This window comes from Flavobacterium sp. MEB061, from assembly GCF_000834715.1.
Lineage (GTDB): Bacteria > Bacteroidota > Bacteroidia > Flavobacteriales > Flavobacteriaceae > Flavobacterium > Flavobacterium pectinovorum.
Genome location: NZ_JXQR01000002.1, coordinates 1 through 23,810 on the forward strand (window position 1 = coordinate 1; position 23,810 = coordinate 23,810).

Genomic DNA, 23,810 nt, shown 5'->3' on the forward strand with positions numbered 1-23,810 from the left:
GCCAATATTGCAATAGGCTCCTTATACAAACATTACAAATCCAAAAACGATTTACTCTACCATTACCTAGAGATGCAGGAGACAGTGTTCTTCTCCAATCTGGAACTGTATGTAAAAGACACAAAAGATCCTAGGGAAAAACTATTAAAATTGATCGATTACCGTATCGCTCTGCAGGAAGATTCCAATTTTTCAGGCTGTCATTTTATAAAAATAAACGCAGAGATGGGAAGAAAAAATCATCGTGTAAATGAACTCGCTGCCAACCATAAAGAAAAACAACGTGCTTTTCTATATAAGATTATAGAGCAGATCGCAAAAGGACCGCATCAAAAGGCTGCTTTAACCGATACTGTATTTTTACTGCTGGAAGGTGCCGTGGTATCGGCGGCCATACAGGGCAATACAAAAGACCTGCAGGCTCTCAAAGAGATTGTGCCGCAACTGATTTAATGTTTTTTCGATAAAAATAGATAGACCTTTCTATATATTATGACACCACACACAAAAAAATGGACAGCGCTGGCTGTCCTTTTATCTGCACATTTACTTACCATCGTTGACATTTTCATTATCAATGTCGCCATTCCCTCCATACAGCAGGGAACCCGTGCCACCGATAGTGAAATACAGCTGATTGTTTCCATATACATCATAGGGCTTGCCTCTTTTTTGATAATAGCAGGAAAAGCAGGGGACCATTACGGCAGAAAAAAACTCTTCTTGCTGGGGATATTTCTTTTTATGCTTACCTCCATTGGCTGCTGCTTTGCCAAACAACCCGGGGTACTCATTGTAATGCGGTTTCTGCAAGGCGTAAGTACCGCTTTAATGTCCCCGCAGGTATTGTCATTTATCCAGGTACTTTTTGCAGATCATAAGGGCAGGACTTACGCTATAGGCCTCTACGGAATTACTATTGGTATTGGCACTATGCTGGGGCAGTTTCTGGGCGGCTACCTTGTCGGGCTGGAACCCGTATTAGTGCAACAGTCCTGGCAATATATTTTTATGGTGAATGTTCCCATTTGTATAGCGGCAATCGCGCTGGGCAAAGCCTACCTTCCAGAGTCAAAAGACCCATCGTCCCTCGGAATGGATTATGCCGGTTCATTCCTCCTTTGTACCGGCCTTGTATGCCTGATTTTTTCGGTAACCATTGGGCGTGATCTGGGTGCAGCCTATTGTTTGGTTTCACTACTGCTTTCATTAATCATACTTACGGCATTTGTCTTTCATCAAAGGGATAAAAACAAGAAAAGCAAGACAACATTACTAAATATTACGCTCTTTAAATATAAAAATTTCAATATGGCCCTGGCTGCCGTCGCCCTTTTCATGCTGATGCTTGACTCTTACTTTTTCATACTCACTTTATTTTTACAGAAAGGATTGCAGCTGTCGCCCATGCAGGCGGGATATTTTGTAGTAGCCCAGGGATTGGGTTTTATTTCAGCCTCGCTGCTTACCGCTAAATTGCTTTTACGATATGGCAAAGCGGTTTTAATTTTTGGTGTACTAATGATTATTGGGGCTATAATTTTACAGTTATTCACGTTTTACCACAACGGATTATCCTTTGTAAGATTTGCAACAATGGTGCTGCATGGCTTGGGTGTAGCTCTGGTTTTACCATTCTTTGCCAGTATTGCCATGGGTGGGTTAACGGAAAATCTGGCCGGCAACGCATCAGGGCTATATGCTACGGTACAACACCTCTTTGGGGCATTTGGAATCGCCTTTACAGGCGCCGTATTCTATCATATGGTTAAGGGCGGTGATAACTTCGGATCTTATTACAACGCCTTTTTGTATGGGATGGGGATTAATATCATATGCCTGATCGGGGTACTTTTACTGCTTGTCTTACTGCCCAAATCAGCACTTCCTGAAGGTGATTAAAAAACTAAAAAAAACATTTGAATAACATCTTCCACTTTCCTGGGATATTGTCACAGCAACACGAGAGGACCTTACGGTTCCCGGTAATGATGCCTGTGCCGTATTAGAGACAAAAGACTGGAAGAATAAAAATACTTTTAATTAAAATGTCAGCCACTAAAAACGGGTTCAATTCCCTAGCCCCGATAGCAGTGGAAATCCTTTTGTGTCAGGGTTCGGCACAAAAGATTGAAACGTATAGCGGGAAGAGCTCCTAAAAAATAGAATTAAAATACAATTGACGATGCAGATCACTGTGAATTAGATTCTGCTAACAATTCTTCATATCCCATTAATTCAGCCTAAAACTAACCTAAACCAAAAGAAACTTTTTTATTTTCCTCTACACTCCCGACAAGGCTTATCGAAAGCACCTCTTCAAGCAGGGATTTGAGCCTCTCAAAACAGCTGGGCTTTACCGCGTAGAAGGTAGCTCCGAGCTCTGATGCCCTGCGGATATTCTCCGGATCACTGCTGGTGGAGAGCATCACAATATTTACTTCTTTCAATTCTCCCTCACTGCTTCTTATCTCGGCAAGGCATTCCAGTCCTGATTTGCCGGGCATATTGATATCCAGGAAAATAAATTCAGGAAGTTCCGGACCCGATAGCGCAAGAAGGTCATCCATTAAATGCATGCCGTCGGGGACCTGCTTTAAAATAACATCGGGGTCAATTTCGAGAACCGCATCAGCAAAGAACTCCCTGTCATCGCTGTCGTCATCGGCCAGGTAAATAAATCTATGGGAATTATGCTTTTCAAACGCCATTTTTACTAAAATTTACATTAAACGATAAAATAGTAAGCTGCTTCGGATCAACGGTATTCCAAAGCCAGGGCCTGCGCAATTTTTAAAACTGCAAAATGATATTCAAATTCGATTTTGGGGCGTAAAGATAATTCAAATTAGGAAAAAACACATTAAAAAAACAATTTTTAACATTTATTGATGTACCCCTTCTCAGCAAAATTTTCGCTGTTTACAGGCTTTCCCGGTGTACGAAAAATTTGATTTCGCAAATTTGTTATAAATTAGAACATACAGTAAATTACTTTTTAAATATTTAACGTTATGACATCAGAGATTATAATCCAATGCAGCGAGGCCATTGCGGCCAAAAGCTGGAATATCGCTTTTGCAGAAAGCGCATCAGGGGGAGAATTAAGTGCTGAGTTTTCTTTAACCCCGCTATTGGGAAAAATTTTAAGGGGGGCGGTATTGTCTGGTATGAAGTTTTTGTTAAAGAGCAGATACTTCTGGTCCCGCATGAACTTATAGAGCAGTATACGCCCGAATAAGCAGAGGTCACCAGTGCCCTTGCCCAGCGGACAGCGGTCATATTCAATGCCGATAGAACCGTGGCCCTGACAGGGCTTACCACTCCGGGAGGAAGCGAGACCGCGGAAAAACCAGTCGGCACTATCTTCTTGTCCATCATTAAGCCTGCAGGGACAATAGACCACAGGGAGGTTTTCCCCGGCAGTCCCGAGCAGATTATCCAGCAGGCAGCCGATAAAGCCGCAGCATTGATCATTGAAAAAATAAAACCAGAGTAAATCGGATCACACGCGCACAAATAAATCAATACCTGCAGCAGCAGATTTCAGTATCTGCCCTTCGAATTAAAATGTAGAAAAAAATCTGCACCAGGTGCAGATTTTTCTGTTAATGTATGTTTTATTTCGAGGGATCAAGCACTACCTTAACGCAGCCATCCTCTTTTTTGTTAAAAATATTATAGGCATGGGAAATCTCAGATAAGGGAAGCCTGTGGGTGATGATATCATCAAGCTGCACTTTTCCCTGAACTACATATTCCAGAAGTTTGTCGATATGTTTATGCGCGGGTGCCTGTCCGCCTTTTAAGATTATCCCTTTGTCAAAGAACTGTCCCAGCGGGAAGTTATCGTAATTCACCGGGTAAACGCCGAGAACCGAAACAATACCGCTTCTTCTAACGGCGCTCATGCAGGCTTCGAGTACTTTAATGGAGCCTTTTTCAAAATTTACAGTCGCTTTAATTTTGTCCGTAACGCTTCTGTCGGGCTCAAATCCGACAGCATCAATACATACGTCCGCTCCGCGCCCGTTGGTAAGGGATCTGATATGCTCCACGACATCCTTGGGATCTTCCCATAAAATAGTGGTAGATCCTGTTGAAACCCTTGCCTTATCCAGACGGTACTGCAGCGTGTCCACGATAATCACCTGCGCGGCTCCCCTGAGCCAGGCACTTTTGGCTGCCATAATCCCGACAGGACCGGATCCGAAAATAGCAACGGTCTCTCCCCCGTTCACTTCTCCCCAGTCTACGCCCGTATATCCGGTCGGGAAAATATCGGTAAGGAAAAGCACCTGCTCATCGGTTAGGTTTTCCGGAACCACGCGCGGTCCATAATTGGCATATGGCACCCGCACATACTGCGCCTGTCCTCCGTCATAGCCTCCATAAAGATCCGTATAGCCAAAAAGTGCCCCTCCTTTTTCAGTTAAAATCCCCCCTTCAGGGCCATAATGCTCGGGATTACTGTGCTCGCAGTTTCCCGGAACGTCATGATTGCAGAAAAAACAATTCCCGCAGGCAACAGGAAACGGAACAACCACCCGGTCACCTCTTTTAAGATGGGTGACAGCCGATCCTGTTTCCTCGACAATTCCCATAAATTCATGGCCAAGAACCATTGGTGATGTCGGCATTGCGCCTGAATATATGTGCAGGTCCGATCCGCATATGGCCGTAGAAGTAACTTTCAAAATAATATCGTCCTGTGCATTGATTTTTGGATCCTCTACCGTATCGTATTTAACGGAGCCCGGTCCGTGAATAACTGCTGCTTTCATGATGGTCTTTTTTAAAATTAATAGACAGCTAAGTAACTATAATTTAGGTCATTAATTTTACAGGATAATTTCAATTTCTTACAAATAAAGCACAATTGAGGACTCTTGATTTATCAAAAAAAACCTGCACCATTAAAAAATGATACAGGTTTCTTAAAAATCAAATCTAATCTTGGAATTGCAATTTGAAATTATTTTTGATCTTCTTCTTTTGCGTCGAAGTTGATCGTATTGTAAGCAGCTTCTGTTAGTGTAACATCGGCTTGTTTTTCTTCAGCGAGCGTTTTCTCAAGAAGCAGTACAGCGTCATCCTCGCCCAGGGTTGTAGCAAAGGCAGCCAGTGTTCCGTAGGTCGCAATTTCATAATGTTCAATTTTTTGTGAGGCCGCAATAATTCCGGCATCTCTTACAGGTCCTGCTTCGGTCTCCTCCATGATACTCTCGCCCTCTTTTATAAGTCCTTCCATCGCGTCGCATTTTTTGGCAGCTGCCTTCTCTCCTACCGATTTAAAAACTTCTTCAAGTCTGGCTACCTGCTCCTGGGTTACTGAAAGGTGCTCATTAATAGCGGTAATAAGATTTTCAGACGTGGCATTTTTGGCCATTTTTGGAAGCGCCTTAACCAATGCTTTTTCAGCCCAATAGATATCTTTTAGCGAATCTACAAATAATTCTCTCAGCCCTTCTGCAGCAGAAGGTTTTGCCTTCACGGTCCCTTTTGGCGCTGTTTTGGACGCTGTTGATTTGGCAGCAACAGTTCCCGTTTTACTTTTTGTATCAGCTGTTTTTTTTATCGCAGTTTTCATAATGATATTTTTAAAGGTTATAAACCAAAATTACAATTCACTGAACTATAATTCCTTACAGCTTTTTTCCTGATCTTTACAGTATTTAAATATTACCAGCAGGATCTTTCGAATAAAATTTTTACCCAAGTGGGGATTTTTGCAGTACTGGTGCTACAGTGCGTCACTTGGCTGCTTGGCAGTGCTATACTCTATTATTTATTAAAAACGCCCGCCAAAATATCTAAATTTGCTCAGTTTTCTGCTCTTGTGGCAGGTCGGAATATAACTCAAATAAATTGTCTTCAGGATCCCTGAAGTGTACCGTCCTAATTCCCCAGGCAGCCATATCTCTCGGCTCATTAATGAACGCTAAACCGCGCGACTTTAGTTCCTCGAAACTTTCGTCCACACTCTGCACCTGCAGAATAATAGCGGTTTTATCCTGTGCCGCTGTGTCTTTCGCCGGCTGGAAATCCTCTACTGCCATAGCCATAAGCTCAGCCTTAAAGATGGAGATACCCGAGGCAATTCCAATATTGAAACTGGCAAAGTTCTCTCCGGGCTGGCCCCATGTGCATTCCAACCCCAAAACTTCATTGTAATAATTATACATTTGGTCGAAGTCATTTACCAAAATCCTAATACTGCTAAATTTCATTTCTTGTGCTTTTAAATTATATGCGCAAAATTACTTATCCTTTAAGGTCTGCAATTGTAAAAATCGGTCGTTTTTATCACACGACAGCTCACTTGGACTGCTTCCGGTATGTTTTTTAAGTGACTTGATGAAATGAGACTGGTCAAAATAATTTTCCTCAGGATAAAGTTTTCCCTGTTGCAGATCTGGATACGAGGCAGCGCATTTTAAAATATTGGAATATGCCTTTAAGGACAATCCGAAACGCTGCGAGAAATAGCGGTTGATCTGCCGGGCCGACCAGAAAACCTCCTTGGAATAATTTTCAATGGTAAGTCCGCCATCACTCTGGTATAAAAGGCCAAAGAGTTTCTGTTTCTTTTTGTCAACTGCTTTGCCGCTCTCTAAAATGCAAACCATCGTTTTATTAAAAAAATCAACTGTAGGTTGAAGCTCGCTAAAATTGTTATGCGCCAGCTGCCAGTAATCATTTTCGAGTTTCATCTCGCCGTTGCAGATCGGTGCTATACTGTGCCCGAAAATATAATCAGCGGCCAGCAGCTTAAAGCGTATTGCAAAAATTTGCGTATCGGGATCAATGCAGACCTCTACCTGTTTTGTCCAGAGTCCGGTGAGTGATACTTCACTTAGAACTCCGCTTTTAAAGTGAACAAGAAGGTCAAAACAGCCGTCAGGCAGAATGGTATAGTGATGATGCTCTGGCCCGGAATGATCAAACCACCAGTAGCATTTGACTAAATCAACCAAGCGTACATCAGGCTGAAATTCTTTATAGATCATGTTTTAATTTTTTTATACCCTTACAATGCAGAGGCCAAATTAAACAAATTTATTGAGACATGATGCTAAACCAAGCGCCTGCATACATGAAACTGGCGACGGTCCGGATCAAACGAAGAGAAAGTTACTTGCGGGCGCTCTGCTGTTAATTATATAATCCGGATTTTCAATTCTGTAAATCGAGGTGCCCTATTTACGCGTAATTTTAAATTACAGAAAAACGTCGATTCACTAAATAAAGCATTTATGGAAAATTTAATCACACAGGAAAATCTTGAAGAAATCAGAACATTGATAGAAAGCAAAATTGCCGATGTACCAGGAGAACTGATACTACTGGGCGCAGTGGGAACATTGCTTGTATCTTCCTATCTGAACAAAAAAGGCAATGTGCAGGCTGCATCAGCAATAGGGTCACTGGCTGTGCCTATAGTGGGTATTGGTCTGGCAAAATATAAAGATGTACTAAAATCTCAGATAGAAAATTTTCAGCAGCCCGATAAGGAAGTTGCCTGAAAATTTCCTGCCGCATACTATAGTAAATGTTATACAAAAAAAAAGCACCTCTCAAAAGACAGGTGCTTTTACATTTTCTTTTGGAAATTAAGCCACTACAACGTTTACCGCATTTGGGCCTTTTTTACCCTCAGCGATATCATAGCGAACTTCATCGTTCTCACGGATAGTCTCCGATAGACCTGTGGCATGGACAAAGATTTCACTCCCGCCGTTTTTCGGTGTTATAAATCCAAAACCTTTTTCTTCATTGTAGAATTTCACTGTACCTTCCTGCATCTTTTTAATTGTTATAATTTTCAAATAAATGTAAGTTATTAAAATTACAATACGCAAAGCACATTCCACTGATTGTGGGTGTTATGAAAATTATATAACATGGTATGGAAATTATATAAACACATCCTTCGACTATTTTGCATTTTTGAAATGTGTCATTTGTTACATTTCACTACTAGTTTTAAGACAGGGAAAATCTCCAGATAATGTATAATTATAATTTTTTGACAGATGCGATTACTTATTTTCACCAAAAGCAAAATAATTATCCTGTTGCTGATTTGCACCTCTCCTGCACTATTTTATTCACAGGCTCAAAAGCCGACACCTAAAGTTATGTTTGCCATTGAAACCTATGCCTACCTTAAAGGACAAAGTGCAGCTCTGAGAACGATAGCCAAACAGTTTCCAGACCTGGTTCCCAAAGTAAGGGCTGCGGAAAATAATGCTGAAAATCCATTTATAAGGGCAGAACGAAATATCGAACGCTTCCTGCAGGATGAGCTTACAGCGACCGAATTTAAGATAGTAAAACGAAATATAGATTCGCTGATCAATGTACAGCTTCAAAACCCAATCGAAAAGCAGAAATATGCCATTGATTTTCTTGAAAAAGTGAGCAAAGGAACTCATCATATTGCTGATACACTGGTATCAAAAGGCATATTGTCATTTGCTTACCACGATTCGCCCCATGAAGAAATCAATGATGGCCATATCAAAACATTTGTAACTAAAAACCACCCTAAAGCGGAACAAACTGCGCTAAAGGTTCCCATACCGCACAGCTGGCTGGCAGAAGAAGCCCATATGCCCGAGACAGTCCAGCAGTTTACCAGTTATTACGGAACGGGCAATGAAAAAATCACCATTGTAGTATTTGACCTTTCAGGGCAGCCTGAGGTTATTCTAAATGAAAAATCAATACTAGAGATGATACCTCCCGAATCTGCGCTTATCCGCACCGATAATGTAAAAATTGACGGTATTCCCGGTATGATGGTCGATGTAGAAAAATCTCTTGGCAATGCTGATGACCAAATGAAAATAAGGATGCTGCAGTTCTTGTTTACCCAAAAACAAAAACTGTACTGCCTGCAGGGCAGCATCGGTCCGGTGGCATCAAAGAAAAATCTTGACTTACAAATTAAAAAATATGAACCGTTATTTCGTCTCATCGCCTCTAAGACGGTGATAGAGGACTAAATTTTCAAGAGCATTAAATAATCTGGAATTTAAATTTTATCGAACTTCCATATTAGATTTAATTTCTTCAAAGACAAAATTGAACCCGATGGTCACTAGCCCCGATAGCAGTGAAAATCCTTTTGCGCCGGCGTTCGGCACAAAAGATTGCAACGTATAGCGGGAATAAGCTCCTAAAAAATAATAATAAACTTAAAAAATAATGTGTAACCTAAAAACAGCATTGTTTACAATTCACCGTAATGATCATTCCCAGTAAGATTCCAGTACCAATTCTTTATTCCCCGAATAAATCAATTCTGCACAATTTCACCCGGCTATACATCAAAAAAGAGAAAACCTGACCTGATGCAGATCAATAGATACATAGTTCAAGAAAATAATTTTGTAAATCCAAAATCAAATATTGTAAAACAAATTTTAATTTGCTGATTAATTTTATGGTGATGCACAAGAGCTTGCCACGGCATATCTCTACATCACTCAGTAAATCAGACTCAGCTATATCCGTCACAGCAATCAAAATATATTGCTTAATAGATGAAAATAGCCGGATCCGAAAAAAGAAATTAACTTTTTAATATAAGGAAATCATGGGAGATACTAAAAATTATGCGCTGATTACCGGAGCAACCGAAGGGATCGGTTATGAGCTTGCCAAGCTTTTTGCCAGCGATGGATATAACCTTGTTATTGTGGCAAGGCACGAAGATGAATTGAAAAACAAAGCTGCCGAGCTGAGCAAACACAATATAGATGTAATTGCCATTGCAAAAGACCTGTTTAACAGAGAAGATGCCTTTGCCCTATGCGCGGAAGTCCAGTCGAGAAACATTACCGTTGATGTGCTTGTCAATAATGCTGGACAAGGAGTTTACGGGCTTTTTAAGGATACTGACGTGGAGCGCGAACTGGGAATTATTGACCTGAACATTGCCTCCACTGTTATTCTGACAAAACATTTTGCAAAGCAGATGATATCGCGCAACTATGGTAAAATACTCAATCTTGCCTCCATAGCCAGCAAGACCCCGGGGCCATGGCAGTCAGTTTACCACGCGACTAAAGCTTTTGTTTACTCCTTTTCCGAAGCGATCAGGCATGAACTGAAAGAAAATAATATTACTGTCACTGCCCTTTTACCCGGAGCAACCGATACTGACTTTTTTAATAAGGCCAACATGCTGCAAAGCGCAGTAGTGCAGGACAAATCCTCACTGGCTGATCCGGCCGATGTGGCAAAGGACGGGTATGACGCCCTGATGTCCGGGGAGGATAAAATTATTTCTGGTTTTAAGAATAAGGCCATGATCGGTATGAGCAATATTCTGCCCGATACTACTGTTGCCGCAATGATGGACAGACAGCAAAAACCTGTTGATGAGCAGTCTGATTCTAAAACATAAAAATGTTCTCAAAAAAAATTGCTTTATTATCAACTAAAAGTACGCTCTTATCACAAATCCACCATAAAAGATGTGTAATTTGTCCTTTCACACCACAGCCAAAAGGCGCCAATTAATCCAATTGGTGCCTTTTTAAGTTGTATATCCATATTACTAGCGCTTAAAAAATTAAAAATAAACAACAAGATGTAATTATTTATTGGGCACCCTAACGACAACTTATTTGTTCTTTTTGATCAAAGCCGGACCAAATGCACCGCTTACCACAAGATCCCCATTTCTAAGGGGATAAATAAACTGCCCGCACGTATTTATTTTATAAGTTTTAGGCAGGCGGATTTCAGCCACCTGCTTACCGCTGTCCCAGTCCTTGCCAATAATAACCTGCTCACCATTCTCAAGTGTATTCAGATAAATTGCATTATCTTTTCGTGAAACAGGACTTAATGTCCAGGTCAGGGATCTGTCTGTATAGAGCCATCTATTCTCCAGCGTGTTGGTTTTGCTGTTCCATGAAAAACATTGGGCACCTTTAGGCCCTTTACGTGTATATCCCATCGATAATAAGGTAAGTGGGAAAACCTGTGTTTTATCAATTAATACAGGATCGGGAAAGTCCGAAGCGAAAGCTAAGACTCCATTTTTATAAACCTGTAATGACCACTCTATGGTTGTCGCCACCGGAAAATCTATTTTTAGGGCAGAAGCCATACGCTTGGTTGCAGCACCTTGTACCTGCTTTGCATCCTTAGGAATTTTATCTCTCCAGAAAGCCATAACCTTAACGGGATTCCCTGCGTCGCTTAAAACCACAAGATGATCTTCATTGTCTCCAAATCCCATAAGTGTTGGTGTTGCGCCTGAACCATGCGAAAGCCAAAGCGCATTTTTGGTTTTGTCATAAGGATAAGGCTCTTTCCACGCGCCGTCCGCTTCATCCAGAGATAATTTCTTGCCTGTCCATACCATTTTGCGCATATATTTATCGGTTACTAAATAAATTCCCCCGTTATCGTCTAAGGTTACTCCGTTATCCACAATCTCTCCCGGAATTGCACATGCCCAGGCTTTCTTTAGATCCCTGCTTACGATTGCCACAATTCCCGGCATGGCCAGACTAAACTGTATAAAAAAAACGTCAGCAATTGAATGCTGACGATCTCTCTTAGTAAATGAATTACAAATATTTAGAAACTAAAACTTAATCTCGCAAAAACAAAACGTCCGTTTTGACCAAATTGAGATACATTTCTGGAATATACAAATTGATTTTGATTGGATAAGTCGATAGCAGTTGCGGCCGGGGCATACGTGACATTTCCAACTGCATCAACACCATTAGCTCTTCTTGCCGTTTGTGGCCCTAAATTTTTGTCCGGATAAATGTCAAGAATATTATTGGCACCAATTACGACTTTGGTAATAGCCGAAATTTTAAAACCAACAGAAAAATCAGTAATAATTTTACCTCCCCAAACAGGATGCTCATTTTCTACGGCTTTGCCATTTACAATAGTCGCGCCTACAAAACCATCACCATTTACATCCGCCACGTTTGGATCTGTAACTTCTCCAAAATAAACATTTCTCAAAAAGAAATCTAATTTTTTATAAGTAAGATTGTTGGTCAGGTTTACTTTTACTCTTGGTATCGCTTCTTCCAAATAAATTCTGGATGATTCAGAAAAATAAGTATTTACCTGACCTGCAGCTTCAAGGACTGGTGAGGCATGAATTTGACCTACCTGACGGGTCTTCGAAAAAGTTCCTGATAAATCATTTTTCAGAGTCATATTTTCATTTAAGTTAAGCTTGTTGGTAATCACAACATCAATTCCTTTTGATTCGGTATCGATGGCATTGGCAAAGAAAGTTGCCGCATTCGCACCCGCCTGATCATATAAAGGCTGCGTAACTGGTGTTGGAGTAAATTGATCTGTAAGTACAACTCTGTCGTCTATTTTTATGTAATAAGCATCGGCAGTTATGGTAATATTCGCAGAAGGAATTTTAGCCGTAAATCCGGCGCTGTAACTTGTAGATTCTTCCTGTTTCAGTTTAGGAATTCCCAGAAGTTCGGCAATTTTAGAATCATTACTGAAAGTTCCTACTTCAAAAGGAACGCCTCCTGTAAATTGTGTAGCTGTTGATTCGTAATAAATTTGGTGTAAAGACGGCGCCCTAAATCCAGTTGAAAAAGCACCACGTAAATTGATATTGTCTGTTAATTTATAACGAGTTGCTATTTTATAATTGGTTGTATTTCCAAAATCAGAATAATTTTCAAAACGAACAGCGCCATTCAATAACCACTTATCTGTAATGTCCCATTCTAAATCTGTGTAAAAAGCATAACTGTTTCTGTTTTCTTCTTTTGCATTTTCTGCTCTGTATCCCGGAAAAACCTGAGCTCCTCCAGGCCTTGCAGCGCCAAAGAAGTCAGTAACCCGAATATTGGCTGGAGTTGTTCCTGTAACGACATTTCCATTTATATCATATTGACTGTAAGAATCAGGAACTCCGGCATTAATTCCGTATATTTCATAACGGTATTCAGCACCAAAAGCAACGTTTAGTGTGCCGAATTTTTTACTCATATCAAAATTCGTAGTGTTTTGGGTAAAACGCAAACCTCCAGCATCAAATTCATCGGGAGAGCCCTCTCTTAAGGTTGCATTTACGGTGTTTTCTATATTATAATCAAAGGCATTTCGACCATACGTATTACTTAAATCAAAATTCCAATCTTTGAAAATGGTTCCTCTTAGCCCTGCTGCCGCAGAAAGATCATTTATTGTCGAATGAATTTCAGGTAAAAAACCATCTAAATACAAGCCTGTGTACGATCTGGATTGATTAGGTCTTCTGTAAAAGCCGGCAGATTCACCTTCTCTGTAACTGGTTCCTCCAAATACATAAACTTCCAATTTGTCATTTATAGGATAAGCAGCATTCAAAAAGAACTGAACACTTTCAAACGAAGACTGGCCGATTCTCATATTAAAATTCTTTCTTTCAAGATTTCTATACGCCAGTTCTCCATCGGTGGCATCAAAGTTTAAAGCGGTTTGCAATTCCGGAATAGTGGTCGCATTGCTGATCGCAGTTTGTTGTGCCCCTGTAAAGTAGCTTACTTGCGGTGCATATCCTTTTATTGTATTGATGATTTGAGTAGAATTGGGTGTGTTAGAAATGTTGCCAAAAAGAGAATTGATATTAATTCCGTCTTCGGAAGCTCTTTGTTCAATAGCGTTATAAGCATTGTAAATTGTACCTGTTGCATCATTAGCCCTGCTTGTTGCATCGCGTAATTGTAAACTTCCTGTTAAGTTAATAAAGCTTTTTTCTTTACCTAAATTTGTACCATAGTTTAGATCCAATTGATAATGGTTACCGTCATTACCGCCTCTGTGATCGTTTGCATTTCTCGAAAAATTACTTCCTGAAAAGAGATTGATATCGAGTTTTTTAGTGTCTTTTTTTATATTAAGATTGATCACGCCCGCAATCGCATCTGATCCATATTGAGCAGAAGCTCCATCTCTTAAAACTTCAATTTTTTCAAGGGCAAAAGACGGAATAGCATTCAGATCTGTCCCTACCGATCCTCTTCCCGGCGTCCCGTTAATGTTTACCAATGATGAGGTATGTCTTCTTTTTCCATTTAATAAAACCAATACCTGATCAGGACCTAAACCTCTTAATTGCGCAGGGTCAAGATGGTCAGTTCCATCAGCTACAGTTTGGGTATTGGAAGTAAACGAAGGTGCCACCATATTCAAAATCTGATTTAAATTGGTTTGTGCGCCTTGCGTAGCAATATCTTTCATTGCAATTACATCTATAGGAACGGCTGATTCTGTTACTGTTCTGGTAGGGTTACGCGAGCCAATAACAACTACGTCTTGCAGGGTTTCACCACTTCCTCCCGATAATGTAATATTTACAACCGCTCCGGTGACAGTTAGGGTTTTTGTTTCTAAACCTACATACGAAAATTGCAGAACATCACCAATTTTGGCTTCAATAACATAATTTCCGTCAATATCGGTTACAGCTCCTTTTTTGGTACCAACTACCAAAACGCTAACACCAGGTAAGGAAGCGCCAGTTTCGTCAGTAACTTTTCCTTTTACAAGATCAATTTCTTTGTTTTTAAAAGTTGAATTTCTGTTTTTTTTTCTGTCTGAATTCTCAGCAGCGTTTACACTAACATCAGTCAAAATAGCAACTACAATAAATAAGGGAAAGGTTGCTTTTTTGAGTCGAAAGAACATTCTGTTTGTCAATAAATCGTTTTTCATAATTTTTATATTTGTTACTTATTTTAATCTTGAATAGAAAAGCAAAAAAGATGTATAAAGTATTTCTGAAAACTTTATAATTATAAAAAATGAGGATTATAATTATTTTTGAAATCTATTTAAAAAAACAAAAATTAAGAGGGACTTAAAATAGTTTTGTTTTTCCAATATTTTAGGATTGTTTTCTTAACAATTGTTTGTATATTATTCATGCTATTGTATTAAAACTACACTAAAAATACTACAGTTCGAATTATAAAAGTATGACAAAATTCTTAATTTTTGTTAAAAAACTACATTATTTTCAATTTTAGTTAAAGCGAACACGGACAAAGACAATAGAACAAAATTATTTACGACTTGCGGACTGATGTTGCTTAATATTCCTGTAATGTTTTTTACTGTTGGGTAACTATAATTTTGCTCAACGCAGTGAGAATTACTTTCGCAAACTCGACATAAACAACTTTGACAAACATAAATGTCGTTGGTTGTGGTGATGGACACATTGACAAATTAGAAAGTAGAGAAAGTGAAACAGTTTGGGTTGACATAACTGGCGATTGTTCAATAAACATTGAATATTTATACAACGGAAAAAGGAAGTGTTGCCGGGTATGTGACAAGCAGTATGGGACAGAAAATGAAACATAATATTGGCGGACAAAACCAAGAACAATTTTGATAACAATACGACAAATATCAGCGGTAGACCAACCCCCACATGCTAACAGGCGTTTGGAAAGATTCCGGATTTTGTAGTAGATTCACCTTTACGTTTCGCAAGAAATCTTATATTAGCCAAAAGTACTCAATTAGAAGTTTGCAACCTCGCCAAGCGCCAAAACGTTAGAGGTATAATTAGAGCTGAAGTTGAAAAAGAAGTAAAAGCTGCACGTACCTACTGCTGATTTTACAGCAATTACCATAGGAAATCGTGCGAAATATCAATTACGATTTTAGCTATGTCGGTAAAAAACTAGAAATTCAAAAATATGACGTAAACTGTAAATAAAGCATTAAATTGAAATAGAAAAGTTAAGATATAAATACTTTTTCGTATCTTCGGTTAAAGCTGTTTTTTTATGGAAGGTAAAATTGAATTATTAGAAAAGGTGCTCAAAATTCTTGCTCAAAACCCTAGTAAGTCATACAGTTTAGAAGAATTAACGATGGCTTTAATTCCCTATGACCTCTTAAATCACGATATTTCTTTAGAAAGAGAATATCAAGCTCGAGTTCTAAATGCGCTTATAAGTTTAGATGATCAAAGCATGATAGCACTAAATCCAAATACTGATGAAAGCTCTATTAAGTTGGAATGGCTTTCAAGAGTACAAATTGATAATTTTGTAAGTTAAATCGCTTAAATTTGTTTTATTTTTATATCTTTGATAATGTGTTCTTCGCATTAAGAAATAAGACAGAATTATCCCAAACATTATAAGCCTGTGCAAAGTAATACAGAATATTATTTAAAATCAGACATCGGGCTACGATTTTAATTGATTTTAAATAATATTAAAAGAGCAAATAGAAATATTTGCTCTTTTTTGTATTGGCATCTATTCCTTAATTAAACGAAATATCTTAGTTGTTTCACCTTTTCAAAGGTGGCATACTGGGTATATTATTACCTAAAATTATTACTGAACTTAGTGGAGCAAGTTTGGTTTCAAATATAACCGTATTTTTATAAAGATGACGTGCCACGGATTGAGAGATGGTCATTCCAAATCAATTTGCCAAAAACTTTCGTGGAATCAGTCAGATTTGAATCTACCGGATTAGATCAAGAATAAGATACTAAGGGCAAATTTTCCATTGTTCTTTATCGTGCAGTTTTAATTGGAAGTTGATAAATATATATTCATATCCTCGTCTGAATGACTTGAATTACTGAATCATTATATGTGCGATAATAATTACATAAAAACTCTTCACAACCTAAAACCTGGGTCATACTACCATACCTGAATTCCGGTATTTTTCAAGGTTTAAGATCTCATATTCAGCAATATAGGGTTTTATAAAAAAACTTAACATTTTAAACACAATATTTTTCTTACTTTTGTGCTAAATTTTAAATTAGGTTAGACATAATTAACTAATTACTAAACCATTACGCATGAATAGAAAACTACTTATTGGCTTGCTATGTGTTTTTAGCAGTTTTTCACTATTTGCAAAAAAAAACAATTTAAATATTCCTGTACCAGATTCCGAATATCAGGCATTGGTTGATTTTTATAGATCCACAGGGGAATCTAACTGGAGTAATAAGTGGAATACCAAAGAGAATAATCTTCATGAGGTGCCATGGTATGGTATAACATTGGAAAACGGCCATGTTACAGGTATTAATCTGAATAATACAAGTGGGATATCTGGTACAATTCCTGTCTCTTTCGGAAATTTGAAATATCTTAAAACACTTTCACTCTACGGTGCTAGTTACAGCAAAGATTTAAATACTACTGATTTAAGTGTTTTTTCTGGTTTAGAAGAACTCGAATTTCTCGATTTACGATATTGTAAATTAAAAGGAAGCATACCGGCATCATGGAATAAACTAAAAAAACTCAAAACGCTTTATTTGAGTGGAAATTCTATTACAGGCCTTCCACCTGAGTTTGGTGAACTGACAAGTTTGGTAACAGCTGATTTATCTGAAAATCAAATTCAGGTTCTTATAAAAGAAGTAGAAAATTTAACGGCACTTACTTCTTTAAATCTTACGAACAATAAACTCTCAACAATTGTTGGCTTACTGAAAAATGAGGTAAGCCTGGAATTAAATTCCCAAATAATAAATATTGAGAATTTGACTTATAAAGGCGTCGATTTAAAGATTGATAATCTGCCAAATGTGATGCTTTATAACAGAACCAAAAGTGATTTTTCTGCCAGAAGACAATATACGGTTTATGTGCGCGGTAGCCAGATTGGAACCGCGATAACCATCGCAGAAGATGGCAGTTTAACCGTTCCGTCATCCTATTTGGCAAGTATAAAAAATGGCGACGAAGTCTATTTATATCAGCAATATGATGGTAGTGCTGGCGCTGCATACTACAGCCGTTTTTATTTTTCTAATATAAAAGTAAGCCAGCCAGCAGTTTCTACGATCGAATACCAGGCGTTGGTTGATTTTTACAATGCCATGAACGGCAACAATTGGAGCATTAAATGGGATGTAAACGAAAATAATCTTAATGAAGGCGCGTGGAATGGCTTAAGTATTGAAAATGGACATATTACAGGAATCAATCTTAGTAATACTAGTAATATTTCCGGTGCAATTCCAGCATCTTTCGGGAATTTGAAATACCTGAAAAACTTTTCGCTTTATGGTGGAAGTTATTCCAAAAACCTGAGTACAACAGATTTAAGCGTTCTGTCAGAATTGAATTCTTTGGAAACAATCGATTTAAGATATTCTAATATTACGAGTGCAGTTCCTTCTTCGTGGAGCAAATTAAAAAAGCTAAAAACAATGAATCTTGGTTATAATACAATCAAGGCCTTACCAGAAGAATTGGGAGAAATGGAAAGTCTGGTAACGCTGGATATGACATCAAATCAGATAAAAGCAATTCCGGTTTCAATAGGAAATCTTGATAATTTAATGACCCTAAATTTATCTTCTAACCAAATTGAAATTTTGATTAAAGAACTGGAAAACATCAACACTTTAAAAACATTAGATCTTTCGAGCAATAAAATTTCGACTATTGTGGCGCTTTTAAATTCGCAGGTTTATCTTGAACTGAATTCGCAAAGCGTCAGCATGGAAAACTTTATTTATAAAGGAACAGATGTTAAGCTTGAAAATTTTCCGAATGTCGTTTTATACAACAGAAGCAAAAATGATTTTTCGTCCAGAAGAACATTCAATTTGTACTTACGCGGAAGTCAGGTGGCAACTGGTTTACAGATGCAACCAGATGGAAGCCTTACTATTCCGGTAACCTATCTGGCTTCGTTAAAAGCAGGAGACGAATTGTATTTGTATCAAAATTATGATGGCGTAGGAGCTTATTATTCCCGAATTTATTTTCCTGATTTAAAAGTAGATCAGCCTACAATTCCAGATGTTGAATATCAGGCTTTGGTTGATTTTTATAATGCAATGAATGGTGCCAACTGGAACAATAAATGGGATGTTACACAAAATAATCTGCATGAAGGTGCATGGTTTGGAGTAAGTATCGAAAACGGACATATTACAGGATTAAACCTGAACAATAATTATAATGTTGCGGGCGCAATTCCGGCTTCTATTGGAGATTTAAAATACCTGAAAAACCTTTCACTTTATGGCGGAAGCTACAGCAAAAATTTGAGCACGACAGATTTAACTGTTTTATCTGAATTAGAATCTCTGGAATCTCTTGATCTAAGATATTCACAAATTAAAGGAGATATTCCGGCAAGCTGGAGCAAATTAAAAAAACTTAAAACGGTTTATATAGGTTACAATACACTTACCGCTTTACCGGAAGATATTGGAGAAATGGAAAGTCTGGTGACACTTGATGCGACCTCAAACCAAATAAAAACTATTCCGGCATCAATCGGCAATTTGACAAATTTGGTAACGCTTAGTTTATCATCCAATCAAATTGAAATTTTGATCAAAGAACTAGAAAATATCACGACTTTAAAAACTGTAGATCTTTCGAGCAATAAACTTTCGACAATTGTGGCATTGTTAAATTCTCAGGTATATCTTGAACTTAACTCGCAAAGTGTAAGCAAAGCCGATTTTATTTATAAGGGAACTGATGTTAAAGTTGAAAATTTTCCAAATATTGTTTTATATAACAGAAGCAAAAATGATTTTACGTCAAGAAGAACATTTAATCTGTATTTAAGAGGAAGCGTCGTTGTGAGTAATTTACAAATGGCACAAGACGGAAGTATTATAATCCCAGCAACTTATTTGTCATCATTAAAAGCGGGCGATGAGTTGTATTTGTATCAAAATTATGATGGCGCAGGAGCTTATTATTCCCGAATTTATTTTACCGATTTAAAAGTAGATCAGCCAAAAATTCCGGATGCAGAATATCAGGCGCTTGTTGATTTTTATACCGTGATGGGCGGTACGAACTGGAACAATAAATGGGATGTTTCTGTAAATAATTTACATGAGGGAGCCTGGTACGGAGTAAGCATCGAAAACGGCCATATTACAGGATTAAATCTGAATAATAATTATAGTGTTTCAGGAGCAATTCCTGCTTCTATTGGAGATTTAAAATACCTGAAAACGCTTTCGCTTTACGGTGGAAGTTATGGTAAAGATTTAAACACCACAGATTTAGCTGTTTTATCAGAACTTGAATCCCTGGAAACTTTAGATTTAAGATACACCAAAATTAAAGGCGCAGTTCCGTCTTCGTGGGGCAAACTAAAAAAGCTAAATAATCTGTATTTAGATCATAATGCACTTACTGCTTTGCCGGCAGAATTTGGCGATATGGAAAGTCTGGTTACGGCTAGTTTATCTGGAAATCACATAACAGCAATTCCGGCTTCGACGGGTGATCTGGCAAATTTGGTTACACTAAATTTAGCCTCAAATCAAATTGAAGTTTTGATTAAGGAACTGGAAAAATTAACTGCTTTAAAAACGCTCGATTTATCAAGCAATAAAGTAGGAACGATTTTAGGATTGTTATCCAGTCAGGTATATTTAGAAATGAATTCGCAAACCTTAAGTATCGAAAACTTTTTATATGAAGGTACCGATGTTAAAGTGAGTAATTTGCCCAATTCGGTTTTGTACAATAAAGCTTCAAATGATTTTTCGGCACAAAGACAATTTAGATTGTACATAAAAGGAAGCCAGGTTGGAAGCAATTTAACCGTTGCAGGAGACGGAACAATTACAATTCCGGCAGATTATCTTGCGACTTTAAAAACCGGAGATCAGCTGTATTTATATCAACAATATGATGGTGCTCAGGGCGCTGCTTACTATTCGAATATCTATTTTACGAATGTGAAAGTAGATCAGCCAATAATTCCGGATACAGAATATCAGGCTTTGGTTGATTTTTACAACGCAATGGGCGGTAACAACTGGAACAATAAATGGGTAACTGCCGAAAATAATCTGCACGAAGGCGCGTGGTATGGCATAAGCATTCAAAACGGACATATTACAGGACTTAACCTTAACAATAACTCTAATGTTACGGGAGCAATTCCGGCTACTTTTGCAAACCTTAAATACTTAAAAAACCTATCGTTATACGGCGGAAGTTATACAAAAAACCTAAGCGCAACTGATTTAGGAATTCTTTCGGGATTAGAAGCTCTAGAATCTGTTGATTTAAGATATGCAAAGTTAAAAGGAGTTATTCCATCTTCATGGAATAAGTTGCAGGCTTTAAAAACTTTATATCTAAGCAACAATAATATAGAAGATATCAGTGAAGTTGTAGCGGCTTTACCCCTTTTAAAAACGGCTGATTTCTCTAATCAAACCATTACGATTCCTACGATTGAAGTTGGTGCAAACGAATTAGTAATAACGCTTCCAACATTAAGTACGTTTTTATTTACTTCGAATGGCGGCGTTATCAACAACAAAAATAATTTTACGCTTTATATAAATGGTGTAAACAAAACATCAAATTATTCGAACAGTGAAGGAAAACTGATCTTTAAGGATATTGCTTTGTACGGAATTAAATTAACAGATAAACTTAGAATTGTACAAAACGACGCAACGGCCCAAGGCACCTCTATCAACTACACTCAAGTTGTTTTTGGAAAACCATTAACCGACGAAGAATTTGAAATTCTGAAGAAAATTTACGCAAGTACAAATGGTGCACAATGGACTCAGAAATGGGACATTAGCCAAAATAAACTGCATGAAGTAAGTTGGTACGGCGTTGGCACAAAAGAAGGTCACGTTGTATCGTTGAGTTTGGCAGGAAATAATCTTTCAGGAACGCTTCCTGCAGAATTGTCTGATTTGGCTTATCTGGAAACACTGAATTTACAAACAAATGCAATAACTGGTTCGCTTCCTGTAAACTTGGGAAATCTTCAAAATTTGAAAACGGTGAATTTACAATCTAATAAATTTGAAGGGAATTTACCAAATTTATCTGGAATTTCAGGATTAAAAAAACTATCGATTTCGGGCAATTTATTTAAAGGAACAATTCCGGGACATTTGAATAATTTCGACAACATCGTGCAAATCGATCTTTCAAACAATGGTTTTGATGCCTTAGAAAAACCATTTACTTATAATCTGGATCAGGTTTATGTAAACCTTAGAGGTCAGACTATTATAAAAGATGAATATCTGTATTTGAGAGGCGATGAAATTGTGGTGGATCTTCCTTCAATTACTACTTATAATGAAACGGATCAGGATTATAGTGGACATTATTTATTTGAATTACAAGCCAATAATTTCAAAATATCCGAAGCTACGACGGTAGATAATACACTTACGTTTCCGAATATCGCCATTTCGAGTATTCCGGCCGGAGCCAAAATTACGATTTGGCAAAGAACAGGAACTTCACAAGGCACTTATTTACAGTTTAAAGGAATTGCAGACGGATCTGAAACACCATTAATCGCTGCAGAATACGATGCTTTGATTGCCTTTTTTCAGGGCGCGGGAGGATCAAGCTGGAAAGAGCCTTGGGATATTTCGTCAAACAACCTTCACGAGAAAAAGTGGAAAGGCGTTATCACAAACGACGGACACGTAATTTCGATAAATCTTACAGATAATAACCTGACGGGAAGTATCAGCACAGAATTAAGTAAGTTTACAGAATTGCAAAACCTTACTTTAAACCGTAATAAGCTGACAGGAACAATTCCAGAGAGCTTAACGAAAATTTCAAAATTGAAATTGGTTGATCTTTCTGAAAATGAATTGACAGAAATTGAGGCAGTATTTCCAGCCAGCGTAACTTTTAAAATTGATCGTCAGAAAATTAATTTGGGAGAATTGCCATTAACATTGACTGCGACCCTAACAGACAAAAAAATCAATCATTACGATCATACGAATTCGTTGTTTAACGCTACACAGTCGTACAATATGACTTTGAAAGATTATTTCCAAATGGTTACAATCCCGCAAGACGGAATAAAATTGACCAGTATTTTGAACGAATGGAATGTGCCAAATAATCAGACTCTTGAACTAAGACAAATTGCCGGATCAGCCAGAAATAGTGTTTTAACGTACACCATTACATACAGAGAAGGCGATGCAAATCTGGACGGAATTGTGAATATTCTCGACATACAATCGTCATTGAATTATACATTGAGCCAAAAGCCAAAATTCTTTAATTACGGCGCGGCAGATTTAAACAAGGATAAAAACCTGAACATTCTGGATATCATTCTGCAAATTAACAAAATTCAAGACGGAACGCAGGAGAAAAAAGCGAATACAAGCAAACTGGCTTCAAAAGAAAATACGATTTTAAGTATTGAAAATAACACTTTGTTTATCGAAAGCGAAACCAATTCAGCCGCAGCATTTGATATTCGTTTAAAAGGAATTTCGAAAGCGCAGGTAACAGAATTACTTTTTGCGATTGGTTACACGGCATCAATTGCAGAACAAAATGGCGAAGTAAGTATTATTGGTTTTTCAATGGATAAAACGTTATCCGGCAAACAGGCGATTGCAACATTAACTCCAAATGCAACAATTGTTTCGGCTATGATTTCTGATCATGACGCAAACGAACTTAGTTACAAAATTAACGATAAAACGCTTGGAGTGGATAATTTTGATTCTGATTTAGCGAAAACAAATACAGTTGTAAATTTCCCGAATCCGTTTAGAGAACTAACTACCATACAATATTGGCTTGCAGATAATGCCGATAAAGTAAGCCTGAAAGTTTATGACACTAAAGGTCAGATTGTTCGTGTAGAAGAAAATTTAGAAACTTCAAAAGGAAAACAAGAGCTGAACTTTTTGCAAAAAGAACTTGCTTCAGGAATCTATTTTTATACGATCGAAGTTCAAAATTCGAACAAAACAAAACGATTAACCGGAAAAATGCTAATACAATAAACGT

17 protein-coding genes are annotated in these 23,810 nt (G+C 37.9%); 9 read left to right on the forward strand and 8 right to left on the reverse strand.

From position 1 onward, the window contains the following. The coding region (locus RT99_RS25215) for a TetR/AcrR family transcriptional regulator (RefSeq protein WP_042562696.1) at positions 1-453 on the forward strand (453 nt) is incomplete at its 5' end. 39 nt (positions 454-492) lie between these two features. Continuing rightward, positions 493-1,902 (forward strand): MFS transporter, encoded by a 1,410-nt coding sequence (locus RT99_RS00100; protein WP_042562697.1) that lies wholly within the window; start codon positions 493-495, stop codon positions 1,900-1,902. Positions 1,903-2,249: 347 nt separating this feature from the next. Here RT99_RS00100 and RT99_RS00105 read toward each other — a convergent pair whose 3' ends face one another. Beyond that, entirely contained in the window at positions 2,250-2,711 is a 462-nt protein-coding gene (locus tag RT99_RS00105; protein ID WP_042562698.1) for a response regulator, read from the reverse strand. Between the two features lie 303 nt (positions 2,712-3,014). On the opposite strand from RT99_RS00105, the gene RT99_RS25525 reads away from it, so the two are divergent. After that, a complete protein-coding gene (locus RT99_RS25525) occupies positions 3,015-3,221 on the forward strand; it encodes a hypothetical protein (RefSeq protein ID WP_207384870.1) in 207 nt (68 codons plus the stop codon). Between the two features lie 80 nt (positions 3,222-3,301). Then, on the forward strand, positions 3,302-3,499 hold the full coding sequence (locus RT99_RS25875; RefSeq protein WP_371197926.1) for a CinA family protein: 198 nt from the start codon (positions 3,302-3,304) through the stop codon (positions 3,497-3,499). A gap of 121 nt (positions 3,500-3,620) precedes the next feature. Here the strand turns inward: RT99_RS25875 and RT99_RS00115 are convergent, their stop codons facing one another. The 4 genes from RT99_RS00115 to RT99_RS00130 form a co-directional block, all read right to left on the reverse strand. Next, positions 3,621-4,784, reverse strand: coding sequence for a zinc-dependent alcohol dehydrogenase (locus RT99_RS00115; protein WP_042562699.1), 1,164 nt, complete (start codon positions 4,782-4,784; stop codon positions 3,621-3,623). Positions 4,785-4,975: 191 nt separating this feature from the next. Then, positions 4,976-5,590 carry a ferritin-like domain-containing protein gene (locus RT99_RS00120; protein ID WP_042562700.1) on the reverse strand — a complete coding sequence of 205 codons (615 nt, stop codon included), beginning with the start codon at positions 5,588-5,590 and terminating at the stop codon, positions 4,976-4,978. 223 nt (positions 5,591-5,813) lie between these two features. Continuing rightward, a complete protein-coding gene (locus RT99_RS00125) occupies positions 5,814-6,230 on the reverse strand; it encodes a VOC family protein (protein WP_042562701.1) in 417 nt (138 codons plus the stop codon). Positions 6,231-6,260: 30 nt separating this feature from the next. After that, positions 6,261-7,010 (reverse strand): AraC family transcriptional regulator, encoded by a 750-nt coding sequence (locus tag RT99_RS00130; RefSeq protein WP_042562702.1) that lies wholly within the window; start codon positions 7,008-7,010, stop codon positions 6,261-6,263. A 246-nt stretch (positions 7,011-7,256) separates the two neighbouring features. Between RT99_RS00130 and RT99_RS00135 the strand changes: the two genes are divergently transcribed. Beyond that, positions 7,257-7,526, forward strand: a complete 270-nt coding sequence (locus tag RT99_RS00135) for a hypothetical protein (RefSeq protein WP_042562703.1) — start codon at positions 7,257-7,259, stop codon at positions 7,524-7,526. Between the two features lie 87 nt (positions 7,527-7,613). Here the strand turns inward: RT99_RS00135 and RT99_RS00140 are convergent, their stop codons facing one another. Continuing rightward, the gene (locus RT99_RS00140) at positions 7,614-7,805 is read right to left on the reverse strand and encodes a cold-shock protein (protein ID WP_042562704.1); all 192 of its coding nucleotides are present in this window, start codon (positions 7,803-7,805) and stop codon (positions 7,614-7,616) included. A gap of 231 nt (positions 7,806-8,036) precedes the next feature. Between RT99_RS00140 and RT99_RS00145 the strand changes: the two genes are divergently transcribed. Together RT99_RS00145 and RT99_RS00150 are read left to right on the forward strand one after the other, a co-directional pair. Next, positions 8,037-9,011, forward strand: a complete 975-nt coding sequence (locus tag RT99_RS00145; protein WP_042562705.1) for a hypothetical protein — start codon at positions 8,037-8,039, stop codon at positions 9,009-9,011. A 593-nt stretch (positions 9,012-9,604) separates the two neighbouring features. Next, on the forward strand, positions 9,605-10,417 hold the full coding sequence (locus RT99_RS00150) for an SDR family oxidoreductase (protein WP_042562706.1): 813 nt from the start codon (positions 9,605-9,607) through the stop codon (positions 10,415-10,417). A gap of 219 nt (positions 10,418-10,636) precedes the next feature. Here RT99_RS00150 and RT99_RS24500 read toward each other — a convergent pair whose 3' ends face one another. Further along, the gene (locus RT99_RS24500; RefSeq protein WP_052483428.1) at positions 10,637-11,527 is read right to left on the reverse strand and encodes a hypothetical protein; all 891 of its coding nucleotides are present in this window, start codon (positions 11,525-11,527) and stop codon (positions 10,637-10,639) included. Positions 11,528-11,604: 77 nt separating this feature from the next. Then, complete coding sequence (locus tag RT99_RS00160) at positions 11,605-14,721, reverse strand: TonB-dependent receptor (protein ID WP_082036887.1); 3,117 nt, start codon at positions 14,719-14,721, stop codon at positions 11,605-11,607. A 1,085-nt stretch (positions 14,722-15,806) separates the two neighbouring features. Between RT99_RS00160 and RT99_RS00170 the strand changes: the two genes are divergently transcribed. Both RT99_RS00170 and RT99_RS00175 read left to right on the forward strand, forming a co-directional pair. Then, complete coding sequence (locus RT99_RS00170; RefSeq protein WP_042562708.1) at positions 15,807-16,082, forward strand: hypothetical protein; 276 nt, start codon at positions 15,807-15,809, stop codon at positions 16,080-16,082. 767 nt (positions 16,083-16,849) lie between these two features. Continuing rightward, positions 16,850-23,806, forward strand: coding sequence for a leucine-rich repeat domain-containing protein (locus tag RT99_RS00175; RefSeq protein ID WP_042562709.1), 6,957 nt, complete (start codon positions 16,850-16,852; stop codon positions 23,804-23,806). Positions 23,807-23,810: the final 4 nt, after the last annotated feature.